Here is a 20,861-nt window from a genome sequence, read left to right on the forward strand (position 1 = left end):
AATTGTTATTTTTTAAAAGGTAATATGATTTTAAAAGAAGCGCCTGTAGGTTTAAATTCATTTTCTATAACTTCAATTTCTCCACCCATTGCTTCAATTCGAGTTTTAGTCATATAAAGTCCCATTCCTGCCCCGCCTTCTTCAGCTGTTGTTGTAAAAAATATGTCAAATATTCTATATTTATCTTGCTCTTCAATCCCCGATCCATTATCAGAAAAAATTAAAGTAAAATCATTCTTATTTACAATTCCAATACATTTTATTTTTTTATTAGTCTGATGTTTCAGTGCTTTTATAGAATTTGAAATTAAATTATCTAATATATCTTCAATTGCCTTTCTATTGTAATTTAAAATTAAATCTTTATCTAAGATTATTTCTGTTTGTATTTTTTCTTTTGATAAAATATCTTCATAAATATTATTAAAAAGATTTTCAATTAATTCTTTAATACTTATTTCCTCAAAATCGCTATCTGATTTAGCATATTTAAGCATAAAGTCGACTCCAGTTCTTAATTTCATCATTTCAGAATAGATTTTTTTAGAAATTTTTAAAAATCTATCTTCTAATTTTGGATTTGGAAAATTGTTATTGAAATATTCAGCACTTGTAATAATATGACCAATAGTATGCTTTGCCATATGAGAAAACATTGCGGCAAAAGTTTGTAAAGAAACTAAACTAAATAAAAGATTTTCAATTTGTTTTTTCTCTTCTTCTGATTTGTTAAAATCATTAATACTCTTATTAACCGTTCCTTGTAATTTTGTAAGGTTTTTTTCAATGTTAGTTAAAACTTCTTTTACTTCAGGGCTTGAAGAATTTTTAATTTTAGAAATATCACTTTTTAAATCTTTTATATTGTCACTTGCTCCACTTAATCCAGATTTAGTAGTTTCTCTTGAAGAGTTTCTTTGATTCTTTAAAAAATTTTCAATTTGTTGAATCTGCTCAATGACGAATTTCTTAAGTTGATAGAACTGTTTGTTGTCTACAAATCCTTGCCTATTAGTAGATTCAACAATAAAGGGGTTTGATTTATCTGTTATTTCTATATAACCTAGTAAATCTCTTGTTCCAAGTCTATCAAAAAAACCTGACCATCTTCTCTTATCAAGACCTAATATGTCTTTCTGTTCGTTTTGAGTATCTACATATTCTGCAAATGGAGTTGTTATTAATCCATCTCGATATATCTTAATACCGTCGATTTCAACATTGAAATGCTTTTTATATTTATCTTTTGCTAATCTGTCAAAATAATATATTGTGGTTTTTAAAGGACCACAATCTCTTATGGGAACATTAATTATATTTAATTGATTATTTTTAAATTGTAATATTTCTTGAGTATTATTTTCTAAATTAAAAGATAGTTCAAATTTTAAACTTGCAAAATCAATTATTTGAGGTTTAATAAAAACATTTTTATACTTTTCATATTCTGATTTTATATTTATGTGAAATGGATATAACTTACTATCATTGTTTGGAGATATGAGCTTTGATAATTCTTTATAAGCTCTATCTATATCTTTTTCTGACCATTCTTCTTCTATTCCGGATATTTCAAGACTAGTTCCTTGTGAATCAATTTCTCCATCTTCTAACCAATATCTATTTTTAATATCTGTAAAAAAATCTTTTGAATCTTCAAAATTTAAAGACATCTGGCTATTTTCAATTTTTGAATAATTAACCCAATCAGTTTCTAAACAAAATAATTTATTAGTGCCTTTTTTCTTTGTTTTTAAAATTAATTTTGCGCCAAGTTTATCAACTGCGAATCGGCCGATACCTTTTTTTCCTGAAACTATTCTATTGTATGGTTCAGGAGTTGTTCTTTCTCTTCGTTTGCTACTCGTTCCAATTACCATCCATCTATTTTTTATGTCACTATAATCCATGCCAAATCCATCATCACGGATTATAATTTTCGATTCTTTGCTTAGAGGATTAATGTTTATAAATTCTATTGTGGCAGTATTTGCGTTTGAATCATAAGAATTTTTAACTAATTCAAATAGTGCAGTTATTCTATCTGTTATTAATTCTCTTCCTAAAAGTCTAAATGCACTTACATCGAAGTTAAACTTTAAGAATTTATCTTCATTTTTTGTTTTTGCCATTAGGTGTTAATTTAATAATTTGTTCAAAAATAGCTTTGGCTAATAATGGAGGAACTGCATTTCCTATTTGTTGTTGTTGAAATGAAATATTCCCTTTAAATTCGAAATTATCTGGAAAGCTTTGAATTCTGGCGGCTTCTCTGACTGATAGACCTCTATTTTCAAAAGGATGAATTAACATGTTTTTTCTATAATTAGCTATAACAACGGAAGGAATATTTGGATCTAGTCTTTTATAAATACCACTATGGCAATTTTTTGTATTTTTATAATTTTTCATCAACTCTTCAGGAATTGCTTGCCAATTTTGACCTGGTTTAATATGTTTATATCTCTCTAAAACATATTCTTTATTTTTTGAAACATAGTTTTGTGATACTTTCTCAGAAGCACCTCTCATAAGTTTTGCATATGAATTGGGCTCAATTTTTTTGTAATCTAAAATATCATGAAAATCACCATTTTTTAATTTAGGTAAATCTTCAATAGCTTCATTTACGGTGACGGTTTTTTCATGTTTTTCAGGAAATATAAAATCAACGTCCAATCTATTTCCAATCATGAAAAATCTATTTCTATTTTGTGGAACACCGTAATCAGAAGCTGTTAACACATTCCATTTAGTTTTATAACCTAATTTTTCAAATTCTTCTTCTAGTTTAGTAATGACAGTTCCTTTTTCAAATGATTTGATTCCTTCAACATTTTCAAAAACAAACCATTCCGGAGTTAACTCCTTAACTTGTCTAATATATTCATGAAATAATGAATTATTTGTGTTTTCTGAATTACGTGTTTTAGTATTTGAAGTTGAAAAACCTTGACACGGTGGTCCTCCAAAAAGTAAAAAAGGATTTTTATATTTTTTGTCAAATGTAACTTCTCTTATGTCTTTCGTAATTATTTCAGAGTTTGGATGATTTGCCTTAAAAGTTGCAGCAGCATGTGTATCATATTCTACAGCAACAGCAACTTCGATTCCAGTCATAGATGCTCCAATGCTCATTCCACCAGCTCCGCTAAAGATATCAATTGCAAAAAGTTTTTTTTTAGATTTCATTTATGTAGAAAAAAGTAATTGGTTTTTTATAATAATTTGCTAGAACAAAAAGTTTAGCGGCACTAATTCTTTTTGCACCATTTTCAATTTTAGACAAATTACTTTGATTAATAATCTTATCTTGTTGCACCTGCATTTGTGTGTAGCCCATTTCTTCTCGTGCTTTTACTAATTGGTGCGAAATAAATTGATTGATTTTTTTTTCATTCATCAGGATTTTTTTTCAATATTCCATATAGCAATATTCTTATTTTAATCTGGGTATTCCATATTGGAATATTGATGCGTTTTTCTTTCAAAAAATCGATAAAAAAACGCCAATCATTTCTGCCCCGAGTTATTTAATATTTCTAAACTTCTCATGAAAGCCAAAACCCCTAGCCCTGATTGGAACGGTATCCTTTTGCGGTGGGGTTCACCGCAAAAGATATAGTGGACACCAGGACACGAGCCAAAGCGAACTGACGAAGTAAATAGCTCCTGGATATTCAAATTACAATATTTTAAATCACAAATTTCAAGTTGCAAATGACTGTTCGATTTCGCTCAGAGTGGCAAATCTTTGTCGAGTTACTTGTATGATTTGCTACGTCAATTCGCTATCGCTCGGGCCTCTCTTCGATCGAAATGACAAGATTGCGTTGAAAGAATGTGATAAAAAACTAATTATCCCTCTTCCCCCATTTAATTTTCATTTTTCCTTCGTCGTCGAGTGCCATTAGATGTAAGACGATTCCGCGTTCGCGGACGGCATCGCGTTCGGCTTTGGTGGCGATTTTGATGTCGTTTTTGGAGTTTCGGAGGGGGATGGTGAGAGCAAGGTTGGTGCCTCGCCCAAAAGAGTAAACACCTTCGGCATCAAGGTTTAAAACACTCGAACTAATGGTGAAATTATTTACATCGACCTGCTCTCCGCGCAATTTTAGTGTGCCGGATAAATCACTAAACGTAATATTCTTGACATCGCGGAATGGAAAAGCAAACTTGCCAATTTTCACAATAGGTTCAAAGTTTAACAAAGCGCCCTGATTGACGTTGAAAGTCAGATTGCCGTGCATCGAATTGGTGATCAATTCGCCATTGCCGTTAATGAATCCGGTTACATTGGCCTGACTGCTTAGCTTTCCTTTGATATTACCGGGACTAAAAGACTGAATTCCGAAGTTGTTGAACGACTTTAAAAAACTCGCAATATCAACCCGATTTACGTTGGCGTTTGAGCTAAAAGCGAAGTTTTTTCCGCTTGGTTTTACTTCACTGTTAAAGGTGATGCTTCCGCCCGAAGTTTGCAGAGAACCGTTTTTAATGACCAGTCTCGAATCGATCATTTGTACCGTAGCCGTAGTATTGGTTGCGGTTAATTTGTTGTAATTGATTTTATCGGCTTTGATGTCGATGACCACCACACATCTGTCGATTACCGTTCGTAGATGATTTGAAATAGTTGGTTTTTTGGTGGTTTTGGCTGTGGCTTTTACTTTTTGAGAAGTCGCTAAAACGCCCAGAAATTGTTTCAAATCAATATTTGGGCAATAGATCTTCCAGTTTACGACCATTTTTTCGGGAGCATCATAATAGAGGTTGAGGAAATTGTCAATTTTTCCTTCTACGAAAATCGTATTCTTATTGTGTTTGTAGGCAATTTGCTTGATCAGTAAAGCTTTCTCGGTAAAGTCAAGGTGAATATTAGTTTTAACGGCATGAACATTTTTTGGAATATAATGAAAAGAAGCGTCATCGACATCTATTTTACCAATAAAACGAGGTTTCGTAATGTACAAATCGACAATATCAAACTGAAATTTTAAGTTGGCTTTGGCGTGACCTGCCGTAAACTGAATCCATTTGTCGTTGCTTATTTCGTTGAGCCTTTCGATATCAAAATCAGAACTTACGTTTCCGGTAGCCAGTGGTTTTTCGAGATTATTGATGGACAATTGCGGAATCGTGAGCGGAATATTTTCGTATTCGCCCGCAAAATTCGTTAAAATAATAGCCGAATTAGCATCGTTATAACCGGCTGTAGGTTTGAAATTATTGGTGAAAATCCCTTTGAAGTGGCAGTTTTTAATCAATCCGTCCGGAATGCTCAGTTCGTTGTTTTTGATAATGGCCTGAACAACAATTCTGGGGTCCCCTTCGGCATTAAAATCGCCCTTGATGTCACAATTAACATCGATTGGTTTTTGTAAATTAAATCGGTTAAGCTTAGAACTGATGTTTGCCGATAATAAATTGGATGCATTTTGCCATAAAATAGTAGTCCCAATATTGATTCCGAAAAGTGCATTTCCTTTGGCAAGATTAAAAAAAGCGGTAATGTCAAAAGCATCTGATCCAATTTTCAGGCCTTTGGTAACAACGTCAATTTTTTCATTTGCAGCGGAGTAGGAAACGGAAAAAGTACCTTTGAGTTCTTTTTGTTTTGCAAAACTTCCGTGTACGGTATTAAAGGCAAGGCTTTTAATTTGGGTGTTTAAAAAAACATCGGTTTGCCAGTTGTCCCCATCAAAATTTACTTTTGACTGTAAGCGCTCGAGATCAAAATCAAACAGTTTATGCCCCAGCAGATTGTTTAACGTAAAGTGGACTCCGTTTAGTTCGATCTGGTCGATTGTAGTCTCGGTATCCGATTTGTTTTCCGGTGTTTTTTTCTTTTTCGGCTTAAAAATATCGGCATTCGAATAGCCATTTTGTGCTTTATACACGTAAATCGCTGCGTCGTTGATCAGGATTTTATGAATGTTGATTTCGTCATGTACCAAACTCCAAATGTTCAGGCGCACCTCAATTTCTTTAGCCTTTAATAAAGTATGCTGGTGTGTGGCCCACTGATTGTCTTTGACTTCAACCTCCTTTAAGGCCAAAGTAAAATTGGGAAAACCAGTTAGAAATTTATAATGAAAATCGCCAATATGGAATTTTCCGTTGATGTTTTCATTGATTTTGGTGTTGATCTTAGCGATAATTTCGGTTTTATTCCGATTAAAATAAACAGACAATCCACCACAAGTGATAAGCAGTAAAGCAATAAGTCCCAGAACGAAAAAGCAAAAACGCCTGGCATATTTTTTAAAATGAATCGATTGAAAAAAGTTTTTTATGTAGAGTAAAGTAGCTTTCATCTGGAAGAATTTTCAAGAACTTTAAAGATAACGTAAAAAACTGACGTTTCTCTAAAAAGATAAAATCCACAGCTGCGTAGGTTAAAACTTATGATTTTGCGTTTTCGGATTAATATAATTAATGACAATACATTTATAATGAAAACTAATTTGGTTATGGTGTTTCATTTGCATTTAATTTTTAAATTTGTGGTCTAGTTTGAAACGAAACAATTCAGACGATAATTTTAAAAGATAAGAAATTATGGCATTAGCAATAACAGATGCTACTTTTGATGAAGTAGTTTTGAAATCAGACAAACCAGTAATGGTAGATTTTTGGGCAGCATGGTGTGGTCCTTGTAGAATGGTTGGTCCAATCATTGACCAATTAAGCGATGAATACGCAGGTAAAGTAGTTGTTGGTAAAGTAGATGTAGATGCTAACCAGGAATTTGCTGCAAAATATGGTGTGCGTAACATACCTACCGTTTTGGTTTTTCATAACGGTGAAGTAGTAGGAAAACAAGTTGGAGTAGCTCCAAAACAAACCTACGCAGATAGTTTAGACGCTTTGTTGTAATCGTAAAGATTATGATTTATATAAAAAAGGTTCGACGAAAGTCGGACCTTTTTTATGTTTAAAGGTTTTTGCCACAGATTAAAAAAATCATTCTTACTGTGTAATCTGTGGCAAAAAGAATTTTAATTCGTGCCAATTCGTAAAATTGCTGGCAAACTTTTTTTATTTTTAACGAATCTTATATTTCTTTAAAAATGAAAATTCTCTATAGCTCTCTTTGTATTCTTGCATGTACTACAATTGGTTTTTCTCAATCGAAACAAAAGGAAATTTATCTTTTAGATAAAGGCGTTTCGAAGGAGTTAGCGACTTACCGAAAACAAGAAATTTCCAATGTAAAATATACGCTCTCATTTGAAATTCCAGGACAGAGAGAAAAGGAAATTAAATCCAATCTTGTTTTAGAATTGGCTTTATTAGATCATCCTTATCGAAGTGTGTATTTGGATTTTAAAGAGAAATCAGAAAATATAAAAGCAATTGAGGTTAATGGTAAACCGGTTTCAATTGTTCATGAAAATGGGCATATTGTTATTCCTACCGAAGCTTTAAACTCAGGAAAAAATACAATTGGTATTTCTTTTATAGCAGGAAATCTATCTTTAAATCGTAATGATGATTTCTTGTATACCTTACTGGTTCCGGATCGGGCAAGTACCTTATTTCCGTGTTTTGATCAACCGGATATCAAAGCAACTTATAAGTTGAGTTTGACCGTTCCTAAAGACTGGTCGGTTTTGGCAGGAGCCGATGTGAAAGAGAAAACGGAGAAAGGAGAGTTTACCGCTTATACTTTTGGAGAATCGGATAAAATGAGTACCTATTTGTTTTCTTTTGTAGCCGGAAAGTTCAAAAGTGTGACGAAGAAACCCGGTAATCGGGAAATGACGATGCTGTATCGCGAAAACAACGCAGAAAAATTAAGAAGCAGCACTGACACCATCTTTAATTTGCACCAGCAATCGTTAGATTTTCTGGAAAAATATACCCGTTATAAATTTCCGTTTCAGAAGTTGGATTTTGCTTCAATTCCGGTTTTTCAGTATGGCGGAATGGAGCATGTAGGAGCTATTCAGTACAAAGAATCTACTTTGTTTTTGGATAATAGCGCTACAGACAGTGAGAAATTGGACCGTGCCAAATTGATTGCGCACGAAACCTCACACATGTGGTTTGGTGATTTGGTGACGATGAAATGGTTTGATGATGTCTGGATGAAGGAAGTGTTTGCTAATTTTATGGCAGACAAAATTATGAATCCGATTTTCCCGAAAGTAAATCATAATCTACAATTTTTAACAGCTCATTATCCAAGTGCTTATGGTGAAGACCGTTCGCTGGGGACACATCCGATCAAGCAAAATTTAGCCAATCTAAAAAATGCGGGTTCGTTATACGGAGCGATCATTTACAACAAAGCACCCATAATGATGCGGCAGTTAGAAGCTTCGATGGGGAAAGAAGCCTTTCAGAAAGGAATCGAAAAATACATTAAAAAATACGCCAACGACAATGCCGACTGGAACAATCTGGTCGAAATTCTCGACGCCGAAACACCACTCGATATGCAAAAATGGAGCGCGGTTTGGGTGAATAAATCGGGAAGGGCAATTTTTAAAGATCAAATTAAATACGATGCTCAAAACCGAATTTTAACTTTTGAAATTACACAACAGGCAGAGGATCAATCTGCAAATGTATGGCCTCAGATTTTTGACATTGGTCTGGTTTATCCTAATAGTGTAAAAGTGATCAATGTTACTATAAAAGATAAAAGTCTGTTGCTGAAAGAAGCCGTTGGACTTGAGAAACCATTGGCTGTTATTTACAATTATAATGGTTTTGGATACGGTGTTTTTCCACTTGACGGGAATAATTTAGAGTCTGTTTTAACATTGAAAGATGAGGTGGCAAGGGCTTCGACTTATATTAATATTTACGAAAATACGTTAACGGGGAATATTGCTCCTGCAAAAGCTTTTGCTTGTTTTTTAAAAGGAATTCAGCAGGAACAAAACGAATTGGTTTTGAAAATTATCACCAATCAAACTAGTGCTGTTTTCTGGAAGTTCCTGACGGAAAAACAGCAAAGTATAGGACAAAAAGAACTTTCAGCTATTGTATATGGGCGTTTGCAGGCCAGTTTGCCAAGTAATATCAAGAAGACTTTGTTTAATTTGTTTAGTTCAGTTGCTTATTCGGCTACTGATAAGGAGCAATTGTATAAAATCTGGAGTAAAGAAACCGTGATTCCGGGCTTAAAACTAAATGAAGACGATTATACCAATATGGCTATGAATTTGGCTATATTTAAACATGAAAAAGCAGATGAAATTTTAAACAAAACCAGAATTACGATTGCAAATCCCGACAAGCAAAAGCGATTTGAATTCCTGCTTCCGTCTTTATCGAAAGACGAATCGGTTCGTGATGCTTTTGTGAAATCTTTAAAAGATGATGCGAACAGAGAAAAAGAATCCTGGGTTGCTGTAGGTTTAGCGAATATCAATCATCCGTTGCGTCAGGAAAGTGCTCAAAAGTACATTAGATTTTCGTTAGATTTGGTGGAAGAAATTCAGCGTACCGGAGATATCTTTTTTCCTAAAGACTGGCTGAATAACACCGTTGGGAAATATTCGTCGAAATATGCTTTTGATGAAGTGCAGCGATTCCTGAAAGAGAATCCGGAGTTTAGTCCTATTTTGAAAAGAAAATTATTGCAGGCAACCGATGGTTTGTATCGTGCGCAAAATATTAAAAAAGAAACCGAATGAAAATTGAATCGGAAATAGAGAAAGTCTCCAGTTTCCAGCATCTCGAAATGTTGGCGAATCAGGTGGTAGAAGGGTTTATCTCGGGAATGCACAAGAGTCCGTTTCATGGGTTTTCGGCTGAATTTGCCGAGCATAAAGTCTATAATGCCGGAGAAAGCACCAAACACATCGATTGGAAATTATTTGCTAAAACAGATCGTTTGTACACGAAACGTTTTGAGGAAGAAACCAATTTGCGATGTCATTTAATTGTAGATAACTCATCGTCGATGCATTATCCGGAGCTCAGACCAAATCAGCCTTTTTATGAGAAGAAGATTGGTTTTGCTGTTTTGGCGTCGGCTGTTTTAATGAATATCCTTAAGAAGCAGCGTGATGCTGTAGGGTTGAGTGTTTTCTCCGACAGCTACGAATATTATGCTCCCGAAAAAGGAAGTGATCGTCACCATCGAATGTTGCTCAATAAACTGGAAGAATTGCTGCAGCAGCCAAAAGTCAAAAAAAGCACCGATACGATTACCTATCTGCATCAAATCGCTGAGAAGATTCACCGTCGCTCGATGATTATTTTATTTACGGATATGTTTCAGTCAGAAGACGACGAGAAGCTTTTTAACGCTTTACAGCATTTAAAACACAACAAACACAAAGTTGTTTTGTTTCATGTGGTCGATGATAAAACAGAGCTTAAATTTGACTTTGATAACACGCCACGCAAGTTTATCGACTTAGAATCAGGCGAAGAGGTATCGCTTTTTGCGGATAATGTAAAAGCAGAATACGAAAAAAGGGCAGAGGAGTATTTCAAGAAACTGTCTTTAACCTGTGCTAAGAATCAAATTAAGTATGTTTCGGTGAATGTGGGGGATGATTTTGAAAAAATATTGACGACATATTTGGTTGAAAAACAAAACTTTGGCTAAAAGTTTGAAAAAATATTTAATTTTTTTTCGAAAAACACTTGCAGAAACGAAATTCTGTACTATCTTTGCAACCGCAATAACGCAGAGGTTTGGTAGTTCAGTTGGTTAGAATACATGCCTGTCACGCATGGGGTCGCGGGTTCGAGTCCCGTCCAGACCGCAATATTGGGAAAAGCCTTTCTTAACGGAAAGGCTTTTTTGCCCAAATACGGTATCTAAGATTAGTTGTGTTGTTTTGCTACGACTTTGTAACTCGTAGCTGGTTTAGTAGTTAGACCAATGAAAAGCTTTCCACTTTTGTGGATGGCTTTTTTGATTTAGGACACTTTTGGTTTTTGTTTTTAAATGCAAAGAGCGCCAAGATTTAAGTAAAGTCCGCAAAGTTTTTTATAAGCTTTGCGGATTTTTTGGTTTTTGGTTTAGCCGCAAGGGGTGCTAAGGTTTGCGCGAAGTTCGCAAGGTTTTTTATGGGCTTTGCGGATTTTTTGGTTTTGCTTGTTTGGTTTAGCCGTAAAGTGCGCTAAGGTTTACGCGAAGTTTTTTAAGTTTTGCGGAGTTGGCGCTTTCCGTTTTGGGTTCTTTGAAGTCAAAAAGAAAGAAAGTTCTTCTTTTTTGATTTGACAGGCGAATTTTAAAATATTGGAATCTAATCAATTAAAAATTTCTTAAAATTTATTCGCAAAAAAAGCTTGTAGAATCAAAGATCTGTTGTATTTTTGCACTCGCAATAACGCAGTTGGTTTGGTAGTTCAGTTGGTTAGAATACATGCCTGTCACGCATGGGGTCGCGGGTTCGAGTCCCGTCCAGACCGCAATATTGGGAGAAGCCTTTCTTAACGGAAAGGCTTTTTTGTTTTAGAAAACTTTCTAAAATAAATTGCAAACTTCAAAGTTCCAAATTCTAATAAAACATATAGTCGTGTTGGAGTTTGGAATTTTTTATTTGGAATTTAAATTCTATTTCTTCTTATCTTTAATATCGCAAGAGACATCGTATCAAACTTCAATGGAATATTCCGGTCAGAAATTAGATAAATATTACATCAAAAAAGTAGATGCCGATAAAAAGAGCATTTACTGCCACCACGATTTGATGGGCGAATTGTTTGTGCCTACACATAAACACGATAAAGCACAGTTGTTGTATGCTGAAGGTGATGTCGTTTTTGTAACGACCGAAACCAAAACCTATTTTTTACCGGCAAGACATTTTATTTGGATTCCGAGTGGGGTGGAGCACAGTATTGAGCCAAAGTCGGAAAGTGTTACCATGCGTAATCTGTATTTTCCTGTCGAAAAAGACGAAGATGTTTTTTATAAGAGTGAAGGGATTTATCCGGTCAATAATTTATTGTTGCAAATGATGCTTTTTACCAATCGATGGAATGGGGATCTCAAGAAAGGAAGTCCGAATTTTGCCATTGCCAAAGCGATTAAAGCAATATTACCACAAATTTGTCTGACCAACTTACCTTTAGAATTACCGCAGCCAAAAGATCCGCGTTTGGGAAAAATTCTGCGTTATATCGAGAATAATCTTGGGGAGACTATCCTATTTGCAGCTGTTGCGCATGAGTTTGGGTACAGTGAGCGCTCTTTGTATCGCTTGTTTCAAAAAGATCTCAACATGTCCTTTATTCAATATTATACGATTCGAAGAATTCTAAAAGCCATAGAGCTTCTGTTGGATCGAAAACTTTCAGTTAAAGAAGTCGCTCAGGAAGTAGGATATAGTAGTGTGCCGACATTTAGTAATACATTCTTTAAAATCCTCGGACAACGTCCTTCCGATTACTTAAACGGAGAGGATATTTTAAAAAGCAGATAGATTATTTTCTATTGTAGATCATGGATATAGAGGGATAAATCTACTTAATCTGCTCAATCTGCCGGAGTTTTTTAAAATAATCAAAAAGTAAATTTTATTTATAACAGTCTGTTTGTTATTGTTTTAGTGAAATTTTGTTAGGAAATAATATTTTAACATTTGTCTGAAATGAATATGTTATTGACTTTTTAGAATTATCAGTCACCAAAAAAATGCTGGAACTTTGCATCATAAATTATTTATGTATTCATGTTCCTTAAAAAACAGATTTCCGCACTACAGTGTTTCCTGAAAAATAGAGCTTATGTCTTATTTATGCTCGGATTCACCACGCTACATGCGCAAGAAGTAAAATCGATTTCATTAAATGAGGCGATTAAAATTGCGAAAGAGAATAACCGAAACATTCTCAAATCTAAACTCGAAGTAACACTTTCTGAAGAAAACATCAAAGAAAATAAAGAGTTACGACTGCCGGAAATTGAGATGAACGGCGCTTATTCGAGAATAACCAATATTACCGAATTTAAAGGCGGTTTTTTAAAAGGTAAAGAAGTTACCAGGACCATCCCTGAGATTTACGAGGTTGGAACAACATTTAAAATGCCATTGTATGTTGGGAATAAAATCAACAATGCGATTAAAATTGCCAATCAGGAAAATCAAATCGCTCAAATCAAAAAGGAGAAGACCGAAAATGATATCGAGTTAGAAGTGATTGGGACCTATTTGGGGATTTATAAAATGATGGAACTTCAGCAAATCATTGCCGAGAATATCAAAGAAGAGCAAAATCGGTTAAGAGAAGTTCAGTCCCTGAAAAAACACGGAACGGTAACCAAAAATGAGGTATTACGCGCAGAATTGCAGCTTTCGGATCGTGAATTGAATGCGTTGACCAATTCTAAAAACATCAAAATTGCACTGCATGATTTAAAAACATTGCTTCAGTTGCCGGAACAAGAGGAAATAACAATCGACACAACGGCAAATATTGATGAAATGCAAGGCCTTGATCCTTATGAAGTATATATGAATCATGCTTTGCAGAACGAAGAAATGCGAATCTCAAGTCAGGAAATAGCGATCAAAAAAACGGAGTTGAAATTGGCAAAAGGAAATTATTATCCGAGTATTAATTTCTTTGGGAACTATAGTTTCAATTATCCCAACTACAAATTTTTTCCTCCAAATCCGTATTTGTACACCTTAGGACAAGTGGGAATTGAAGCCAGTTTTGATATTTCGGGTTTGTATAAAAACAAAACTAAGGTTCAGATGGCGACGACCAGAATTCAATGGCAGGAAATGCAGTCAGAGATTGTGAAAGATAAAATTCAGGACGAGTTGTTCAGGAATCATACGCAATATCAGGAAATCGTTGAGAAGTTTAAAGTTGTCGATAAAGCCGAAGAATTGGCCAATGAAAATTACCGAATCGTAAAACTAAAATACCTGAATCAACTGGTTTTGATTACCGAAATGGTGGATGCAGACAATGCGCTGTTACAGGCAAAATACAACAAAATTTCAACCCGAATTGACGCTGTGATGAAACATTACGAACTGCTGCGTACCGCCGGGATGTTGCCGGGAGAGATTTAAGATCGAGGAGAGGATAGAGGCAAGAAGATAGAAGAAAGAGAATAGAAGCAAGAGAGTAGAGAATAGAAAAAGATATAGAATTTATGGTAAAGATTAAAAATGAAACCAGAGCAAACAAGTCGTTTCATATTATTATAACAATAATTGCCTGCCTGTTGGTGGTAAGCGGAGTCATTTTAGGAATTTGGTTTTATGTGTTCAGTCAAAATCATGAAGAAACCAATGATGCTCAGGTGGAGCAATACGTTACACCAATTATGTCCAGAATTACAGGTTATGTTCAGGAAGTTCGTTTTGAGGAAAATCAGTTTGTACACAAGGGAGATACTTTGGTGGTGATTGATAACAGAGAGTACAAATCAAAACTGAATGTGGCTTTGGCTGATGTTCAAAGTGCGAAACAAAGCAGTGTGGTAGCCCAGAAAAATGTGGCGACAACAGCAAGTTCAACTGCAATTGGAGAATCACAATTGGCGGTAGCGAAAACCAATCTTTGGAAAACCAAATTAGAGTACGACCGATACAAAGCTCTTGTGAAGGAGGAGGCAGCGACTTCTCAGCAATTAGAAAAAGTAAAAGCCGATTATGAGTCGGCGCAGGCACATTTTCAGGAAATGAGAGAGAGGATTCAGTCTGCCAATTTAAGTACTTCTCAGGCGCAGGCAAATGTTCCTACCATGCAAACGGTTGTTGAGTCTAAGCAAGCTGTTGCTGATAATGCGGCATTGTTTCTTTCGTACACCATAATCACGGCGCCTTATGATGGCTGGGTTGGAAAAAGAATTTTGCAGCCGGGACAAATGGTTAAAGAAGGGCAATCATTGCTTTCGATTGTGAGTAAAGAAAAATGGATTACCGCAAATTTTAAAGAAACGCAATTGCAGTATTTAACCGTAGGTCAGGAGGTTCAAATTAAGGCTGATGCTTTAAAGGACAAAGAATTTACAGGAATTGTTAAGTCATTGTCACCTGCCAGTGGTGCTCGATTTTCGTTATTGCCTCCTGATAATGCGACAGGGAACTTTGTGAAAATAGAACAGAGGATTCCGGTTCGAATTCAATTAAAAGAAACCGACAAACAAGCCGATTTTTTAAGAGCCGGAATGAATATTACGGTTATTGCCGAACACCAATAAAATGGAAGATAAAAGTATTTTTAAGTCCTGGGTTCCTAATTGGGCGATCATTATTATCTTGTTTGTCTGCTTGCTGCATTCCATGATTTTATTGGGGGTATATAGTTCAAACGTGACTTATGCTGCGAGTTTTCTGGATATTGAAGCCGAGGATTTGCAGTTTGCGATGTGTGTGACCTACGGAACTTTATTGGCGACGATCCTTATCGAGAGTAGGTTTTCGAATTATTTTCCGGCAAAAACCTACTTAATGATGTTGTATGTTTTGATTGCCGTAACGATAATTGCATCAGGATATGTAACCAATTTTGCGGTTTTTATCATGTTAAGAATCCTCGAAGGAATCTTAATGGCTTTGCCGGTAATGATTTTGAGGCAGTTGCTGGTAGAACGTTTTAATTCTAAAAATGCCATTATTGTTGGTTTTTCGTTTTATTACGGATCGCTTTTATTGGCGACGCCCTTTATTATGAATATCGCGGTTTGGTTCCTTGATCATTACGATTGGAAATACATGCTCTATGTTTCGGGAATGCTTCAAATTATTAACGTCTTTTTGATTCTGGTGACCTTTAATAGCCACCGAATCACTAAAAAAATCCCGTTGTATCAAATTGACTTTCTGAGTTTTGTTTTGGTATTAACATCGATAATAACTGGGGCTTATTTTTTTGTGTATGCTGAACGAAAGTATTGGTTCGAATCGTCTCAATTGATTCTTTCTTTAATAATATGTTTGATTACAGGAGGGTTGTTTATTTTCAGGCAATTACTGGTAAAACGACCAAGTTTTAATTTTGAAGTTTTTAAATATGCGAATCTGAGAATTGGGTTTCTGTTGTTTTTTCTGTTCTATATTGCCAGAGCGACTTTGAGTTTGTGTCATAGTGTAATGTTTACGATTTGGAATTGGGACCCGTCGCGCGTTGCCGGAGTGCAATATATAAACGGATTAGGGAATGTAATTGGGTTGGTTTTAGCGGCTATTTTTCTGATGCGATCTATGGCGACCAAATACATTTTTATGATAGGTTTTGCGCTTTTGGCGGTATATCATTTTTGGTTTACGTTTTTGTTCGTGCCTGATGTTTCGTTGTCGGATATCTTGATTCCGTACGTTTTGCAGGGGATTGCGGTTGGAGTTTTATTCGTGCCTTTGGTTTTGTTTACGGTTACGGCTGTTCCGGGAAAATTGATGACATCCTCCGGAATTATCGGAGTCTCAGGACGTTTTTGGGGAAGTACTATCGGATTTTGTATCATGCAGAATGCTCAGGTGTTCCTGAATAAAAAACACTTCCTGAAATTAAGCCAATTTGTAACAGGCGAAAATCCCGAAGCACAGCAAACCATTGCTGCAACAACACAGAGTTTTATAGCAAAAGGATATTCGGCCGATAATGCCAATACATTGGCCTTGAAAAAGGTTTTTACGACCGTTGCTAAACAGGCTACCTTATTATCGGATATGGAAATTTATACCGTTGTGGGGTATAGTTTAGTGATTTTGGTGGTCTTGATTGGCTTGAACCAGCATTTACGACACACAGCAAACCTGTTTAAAAAGAAAATTTGGATTAGCTAGAGTTTTGAGTTATGAGTTATGAGTTGTGAGTTTTTTGCACAAAGTTTCTGCGCCATCTTGTCATTCCGAAGAATGAGACTCGAGTGATAGCGAACAGGCGAAGCAAATCACACAAGAAACTCCGTTCCAAATGTCGCCAATCTTTGTCGAATTGCGAGTGTGTAAAAATGAGGTTTGGATTGGTTGATAATGTCTTTAAAATAACCCCATAGTCAGGGAGTGATGATCCTGACTTTTTTTTTCGATTGATGATGATGAAAGCCCGTGCTGATTACACGGGCTTTTTCTATACGAAAAAATAAAATAGAGATGGACTCAAATATGCGTCTAAATGAAAATAAAATCTGCAGATTTTTGTGGTGTTCTTAAAATTTAGAAATCATGACGACAGAAAACTTCTCAAAAGAAACCGAAACCAGATTAATAGAATTTTTTAATAATGCGATTGATCCTAGAGATATGGCAAAAAGTATTCGTCAAATAAATCATGTTCTTTCCTTATGTGCAATGAGGGAATGCGAAACAATACAGTCTGAATTAAACCGCATCGATGATCATTTTTATTGGCTGAGCAAATTGGCAGAAGTTTTAGATCCTTATTTGGATGTGAAGTGAAGGAGGATTTTTACGCCTAGTTTGTCATTTCGACGTAAGGAGAAATCACACAAGAAATTCGACAACAGTTTGTATTTTAAACCCGACAGGTTTTTAAAACCTGTCGGGTTTAATGGAAAACAAAAAAGCTTCTGATTTCTCAGAAGCTTTTTTTCGGTGCGGATAATAGGAGCACAAGCATGTATTTCTATGCAAATTCATTCGAATGTAGTTATTAAATAACCCTTATTTATCAGTATCTAACAGCGTTTTTAATTTTTATTCTCGCACTGACTTGCACATTTATACATAAATTAGGGGGGAAATACGGGGGAAATATTTTATCTTTGAATTATGGCTACAGTTAATTTTAAGATAGAGAAAGACTCTATGGCAGACCCTACTCAGATTTATGTTAGGTTTAAAGGTAAAGGTTTTGATTGTCAAACTCCAATTGGGATTTTAGTTTCGAAAAAGGAATGGAGTCAACCGAAACAAAAAATTAAAACAACTTTTGATTCTGATGGTTTTAGAAATAAGATTAACACTCAATTAATTGAGCTTAAAGCTGAAATAATTGACCAATACAATCATGATAATCATGAAGGTATTAAAATTTCTACGAAATGGCTGAAGGAGCTTATAAATGTTTTTCATAATAAACCTAGTTCAAATGATGGTGACGCAAAAATATTTTTAACCGCCTTCTCTGATAAGTTTTCAAAAGAAGCGGAAAACAAAACAAACATAAGTACGGGTAAGGTGTTGAAGAAAAGAACTGCTCAAGACTATCAAAATTCATCCAACAAATTAAAATCCTTTGAAGCATACAATAATAAAAAAGCAAAAATTGATTCAATTGACTTGATATTTCACAAAGAGCTGATTAATTACCTTCGTTCAGTGGAGTTTTTAGGAGAGAATACTATAGGAGGCATTATTGATAATCTTAAAGCATTTCTTCGAGATGTTGAACTTTCAGGTCTCAAAGTAAATCCGATTTATAAAGACAAAAAATTTTATTCACCATCTTTAAAGACCCAAGATATCTATTTTGATGAAGAGGAGATTTTAAAAATAATGAAACATCGTTTTGAACTTGATAGTTACTTAGATAATGCTAGAGATTGGCTTATTATAGGTGTATGGACAGGTCTAAGAGTTTCTGACCTTTTAAGTTTAACTAAAAAGGATTTCAAAAATGGCTTTATAGATAACCGAAATTTTAAGACTAATATTCCAGTAACGATAGCTATACACCCTTATGTTAAGTTAATTTTAGAAAAGAGAAAAGGAGATTTGCCTAGACACATTAGTGAGCAAAATCTCAACAACTATATAAAAGATGTTGCTAGAGAAGTTGGCTTTAATGAAAAAGTAATCGGTTCTAAAATGATGGAAATCAAAGATGAACACGGAAAGTCAAGACTAGATATACATGGTAAAAAAATCCATCGTAAAATAAGCGGGTCTTATCATAAATACGAATTGGTCACGACCCACATTTGCAGAAGGTCGTTTGCTACCAATTTGTACGGTGAAATAGATACTCTGACCATAATGAAAATCACTGGACATCAAACAGAGAAACAGTTTTTGTCTTATATTAAAACAACCGCAAAACAACACGCTCAAAGATTAGGGGAGCATTGGGCAAAATACTATAATGAAAAGTCTAGTTTAATGACTTTATAAATTCATTAACATCGGTGTTTCTAAACTTAACACTTCTACCTAGCCCGCATTTTTTCAATTTGCCACTATCTACTAGATTTTCAACTTGTCTAACGGATATGTCTAATATTTCCGCTACTTTTTTCTTGTTGAACAAATTATCAACAAAATAATAATTTTTGGATAATTCTTGCAATAAGTTATTTTTAAATTCTTCGAATCTTATTGCTGTAAGTCTTTCGACTTCATTGTTGATTTGCGCTTGTAGCGCATCTTGGTTAATAATACTACTAGTGAACATGTAAACACAGCTACCACATCTCAGTTTTTTATAAAGGTAGCGAGAGTTATTTTTCCTCGATTAGAGGTTTTGAGAAGATTACCTTCTCACTAGTAGCCAAAATAAAGAATCAACCCAATTTGACTAGAAATAGCATTGAGAGTGCTATCCTTACGAAGATACGAATTTAAGTTGATAGTGTCAAGTACCCAATCAAAAAAAGTTACGTTTGAGGCTCTTCTATATTCAAAATATTAAGGAAAAAGCTATATTAGCCAAACAAAATTTTTACCATGACCATCCAACAATATCTGACTAAAATCGAAACGCTCTATAAAACAGGAAACGCAAGAGAACATTCTTATCGTGGCGATTTGCAAAACCTTATCATGGCAATTTTGCCAGATGTTCTGGTAACAAATGAACCTGCTAGAGTCGCATGTGGAGCACCCGACTATGTTTTGACCCGTAAGGACATTCCCGTGGGTTATATTGAAGCAAAAGATATTGGAGTTGACTTGGGTAGCAAAACATTAAAAGAGCAATTTGAACGCTATAAATCAGGGTTGTCAAATTTGATTTTTACTGATTACATGGATTTTCATTTTTACAAAGATGGTGAGCTAACTACCAAAATTGCTATTGCTAAAATTGAAGATGGTGCTCTCTTACCATTAACCGAAAATTTCGAACAGTTTATAGAGCTTATTAAAAACTTTGCATTAACTGTTACTCAGAGCATCAAATCGCCAACCAAACTGGCTCAGATGATGGCGGGAAAAGCAAAACTGATGGCTAACGTTATCGAGAAGTCTCTAAATCATGATGACGAACAAGAACACCGCTCACAGTTAAAATCACGGATGCTTTCGTTTCAACAAATGCTGATTCACGACATAGACAACAAAGCGTTTGCCGATATCTATTCGCAAACTATCGCTTACGGAATGTTTGCGGCTCGATACCATGACCCAACTTTGCCAACGTTCTCAAGAATTGAAGCGGCTGAGCTTATCCCAAAATCAAATCCGTTTCTTAGAAAATTATTTCAAGACATTGCAGGTTTTGACCTAGATATCCGTTTAACATGGATAGTCGATGAATTGGTGAGCATTTTCCTTGCTTCGGATGTAGCAAAAATCATGAAAAATTTTGGTAGAAGTACCAAACAGGAAGACCCAGTAGTTCACTTTTACGAAACTTTCTTAGGAGAATACAATCCCGCATTAAGAAAAGCTCGTGGAGTTTGGTACACGCCTCAACCTGTAGTAAATTTTATTGTTCGTGCCGTTGATGATATTTTAAAGACTGAATTTGATTTACCGCAAGGTCTAGCTGATACAAGCAAAATCAAAATCAAGAAAAAAGCAGTAACCCAAACCAAAGCAAAGGACGCCAAAATAAAAGAAGTTGAAACTGAAGTTGAAGTACACAAAGTACAAATACTAGACCCAGCTGGAAAAACCGGTCAATTTGACCACCTAATTCCGGAGTAAATTGACCACCCGTTCCGGAGCAAACTGACCACCTGATTCCGGAGCAAATTGACCACCAGGTTTTGTGGTTAATTAACGATTAAAAAC

General features: G+C 35.0%; 15 protein-coding genes and 2 tRNA genes. 12 read left to right on the forward strand and 5 right to left on the reverse strand.

Going from position 1 to position 20,861, the window contains the following annotated elements:
• Positions 1 to 5: 5 nt before the first annotated feature.
• The 4 genes from ACN1CN_RS10565 to ACN1CN_RS10580 all read right to left on the reverse strand — a co-directional run bounded on the left by ACN1CN_RS10565 (position 6) and on the right by ACN1CN_RS10580 (position 6,317).
• A complete protein-coding gene (locus ACN1CN_RS10565; protein WP_419135624.1) occupies positions 6 to 2,132 on the reverse strand; it encodes a sensor histidine kinase in 2,127 nt (708 codons plus the stop codon).
• A complete protein-coding gene (locus tag ACN1CN_RS10570) occupies positions 2,113 to 3,192 on the reverse strand; it encodes a DNA cytosine methyltransferase (protein ID WP_419135625.1) in 1,080 nt (359 codons plus the stop codon). The genes ACN1CN_RS10565 and ACN1CN_RS10570 overlap by 20 nt, the downstream gene beginning before the upstream one ends.
• Entirely contained in the window at positions 3,182 to 3,403 is a 222-nt protein-coding gene (locus ACN1CN_RS10575; protein WP_419135626.1) for a helix-turn-helix domain-containing protein, read from the reverse strand. The genes ACN1CN_RS10570 and ACN1CN_RS10575 overlap by 11 nt, the downstream gene beginning before the upstream one ends.
• 451 nt (positions 3,404 to 3,854) lie before the next feature.
• Entirely contained in the window at positions 3,855 to 6,317 is a 2,463-nt protein-coding gene (locus ACN1CN_RS10580) for an AsmA-like C-terminal region-containing protein (protein ID WP_419135627.1), read from the reverse strand.
• A 244-nt stretch (positions 6,318 to 6,561) separates the two neighbouring features.
• Here ACN1CN_RS10580 and trxA point away from each other — a divergent pair, with 244 nt between their 5' ends.
• From trxA to ACN1CN_RS10635, 11 genes are all read left to right on the forward strand, one after another.
• Positions 6,562 to 6,879 carry a thioredoxin gene (gene trxA, locus ACN1CN_RS10585; protein ID WP_012023423.1) on the forward strand — a complete coding sequence of 106 codons (318 nt, stop codon included), beginning with the start codon at positions 6,562 to 6,564 and terminating at the stop codon, positions 6,877 to 6,879.
• 194 nt (positions 6,880 to 7,073) lie between these two features.
• The gene (locus ACN1CN_RS10590) at positions 7,074 to 9,653 is read left to right on the forward strand and encodes a M1 family metallopeptidase (RefSeq protein WP_419135629.1); all 2,580 of its coding nucleotides are present in this window, start codon (positions 7,074 to 7,076) and stop codon (positions 9,651 to 9,653) included.
• The gene (locus tag ACN1CN_RS10595) at positions 9,650 to 10,576 is read left to right on the forward strand and encodes a DUF58 domain-containing protein (protein WP_419135631.1); all 927 of its coding nucleotides are present in this window, start codon (positions 9,650 to 9,652) and stop codon (positions 10,574 to 10,576) included. Before ACN1CN_RS10590 ends, ACN1CN_RS10595 begins: the two co-directional genes overlap by 4 nt.
• Before the next feature lie 86 nt (positions 10,577 to 10,662).
• Positions 10,663 to 10,736 (forward strand) — tRNA-Asp (locus ACN1CN_RS10600).
• A 578-nt stretch (positions 10,737 to 11,314) separates the two neighbouring features.
• A tRNA-Asp gene (locus tag ACN1CN_RS10605) sits at positions 11,315 to 11,388 on the forward strand.
• Positions 11,389 to 11,582: 194 nt separating this feature from the next.
• Entirely contained in the window at positions 11,583 to 12,404 is an 822-nt protein-coding gene (locus tag ACN1CN_RS10610; RefSeq protein ID WP_419135632.1) for an AraC family transcriptional regulator, read from the forward strand.
• Positions 12,405 to 12,719: 315 nt separating this feature from the next.
• Entirely contained in the window at positions 12,720 to 14,009 is a 1,290-nt protein-coding gene (locus ACN1CN_RS10615) for a TolC family protein (protein WP_419135633.1), read from the forward strand.
• An 83-nt stretch (positions 14,010 to 14,092) separates the two neighbouring features.
• Complete coding sequence (locus tag ACN1CN_RS10620; RefSeq protein WP_419135634.1) at positions 14,093 to 15,145, forward strand: HlyD family secretion protein; 1,053 nt, start codon at positions 14,093 to 14,095, stop codon at positions 15,143 to 15,145.
• 1 nt (position 15,146) lies between these two features.
• Positions 15,147 to 16,730 carry an MFS transporter gene (locus ACN1CN_RS10625; RefSeq protein WP_419135636.1) on the forward strand — a complete coding sequence of 528 codons (1,584 nt, stop codon included), beginning with the start codon at positions 15,147 to 15,149 and terminating at the stop codon, positions 16,728 to 16,730.
• Positions 16,731 to 17,111: 381 nt separating this feature from the next.
• Complete coding sequence (locus ACN1CN_RS10630) at positions 17,112 to 17,345, forward strand: hypothetical protein (RefSeq protein ID WP_419135637.1); 234 nt, start codon at positions 17,112 to 17,114, stop codon at positions 17,343 to 17,345.
• A gap of 333 nt (positions 17,346 to 17,678) precedes the next feature.
• On the forward strand, positions 17,679 to 19,019 hold the full coding sequence (locus ACN1CN_RS10635; RefSeq protein ID WP_419135638.1) for a tyrosine-type recombinase/integrase: 1,341 nt from the start codon (positions 17,679 to 17,681) through the stop codon (positions 19,017 to 19,019).
• Here ACN1CN_RS10635 and ACN1CN_RS10640 read toward each other — a convergent pair.
• The gene (locus ACN1CN_RS10640; RefSeq protein ID WP_419135639.1) at positions 19,000 to 19,299 is read right to left on the reverse strand and encodes a helix-turn-helix domain-containing protein; all 300 of its coding nucleotides are present in this window, start codon (positions 19,297 to 19,299) and stop codon (positions 19,000 to 19,002) included. The genes ACN1CN_RS10635 and ACN1CN_RS10640 overlap by 20 nt on opposite strands.
• 272 nt (positions 19,300 to 19,571) lie before the next feature.
• On the opposite strand from ACN1CN_RS10640, the gene ACN1CN_RS10645 reads away from it, so the two are divergent.
• A complete protein-coding gene (locus ACN1CN_RS10645; RefSeq protein ID WP_419135640.1) occupies positions 19,572 to 20,774 on the forward strand; it encodes an N-6 DNA methylase in 1,203 nt (400 codons plus the stop codon).
• Positions 20,775 to 20,861: the final 87 nt, after the last annotated feature.

It is taken from the genome of Flavobacterium sp. T12S277, from assembly GCF_048514875.1.
In the GTDB taxonomy this organism is placed as follows: domain Bacteria; phylum Bacteroidota; class Bacteroidia; order Flavobacteriales; family Flavobacteriaceae; genus Flavobacterium.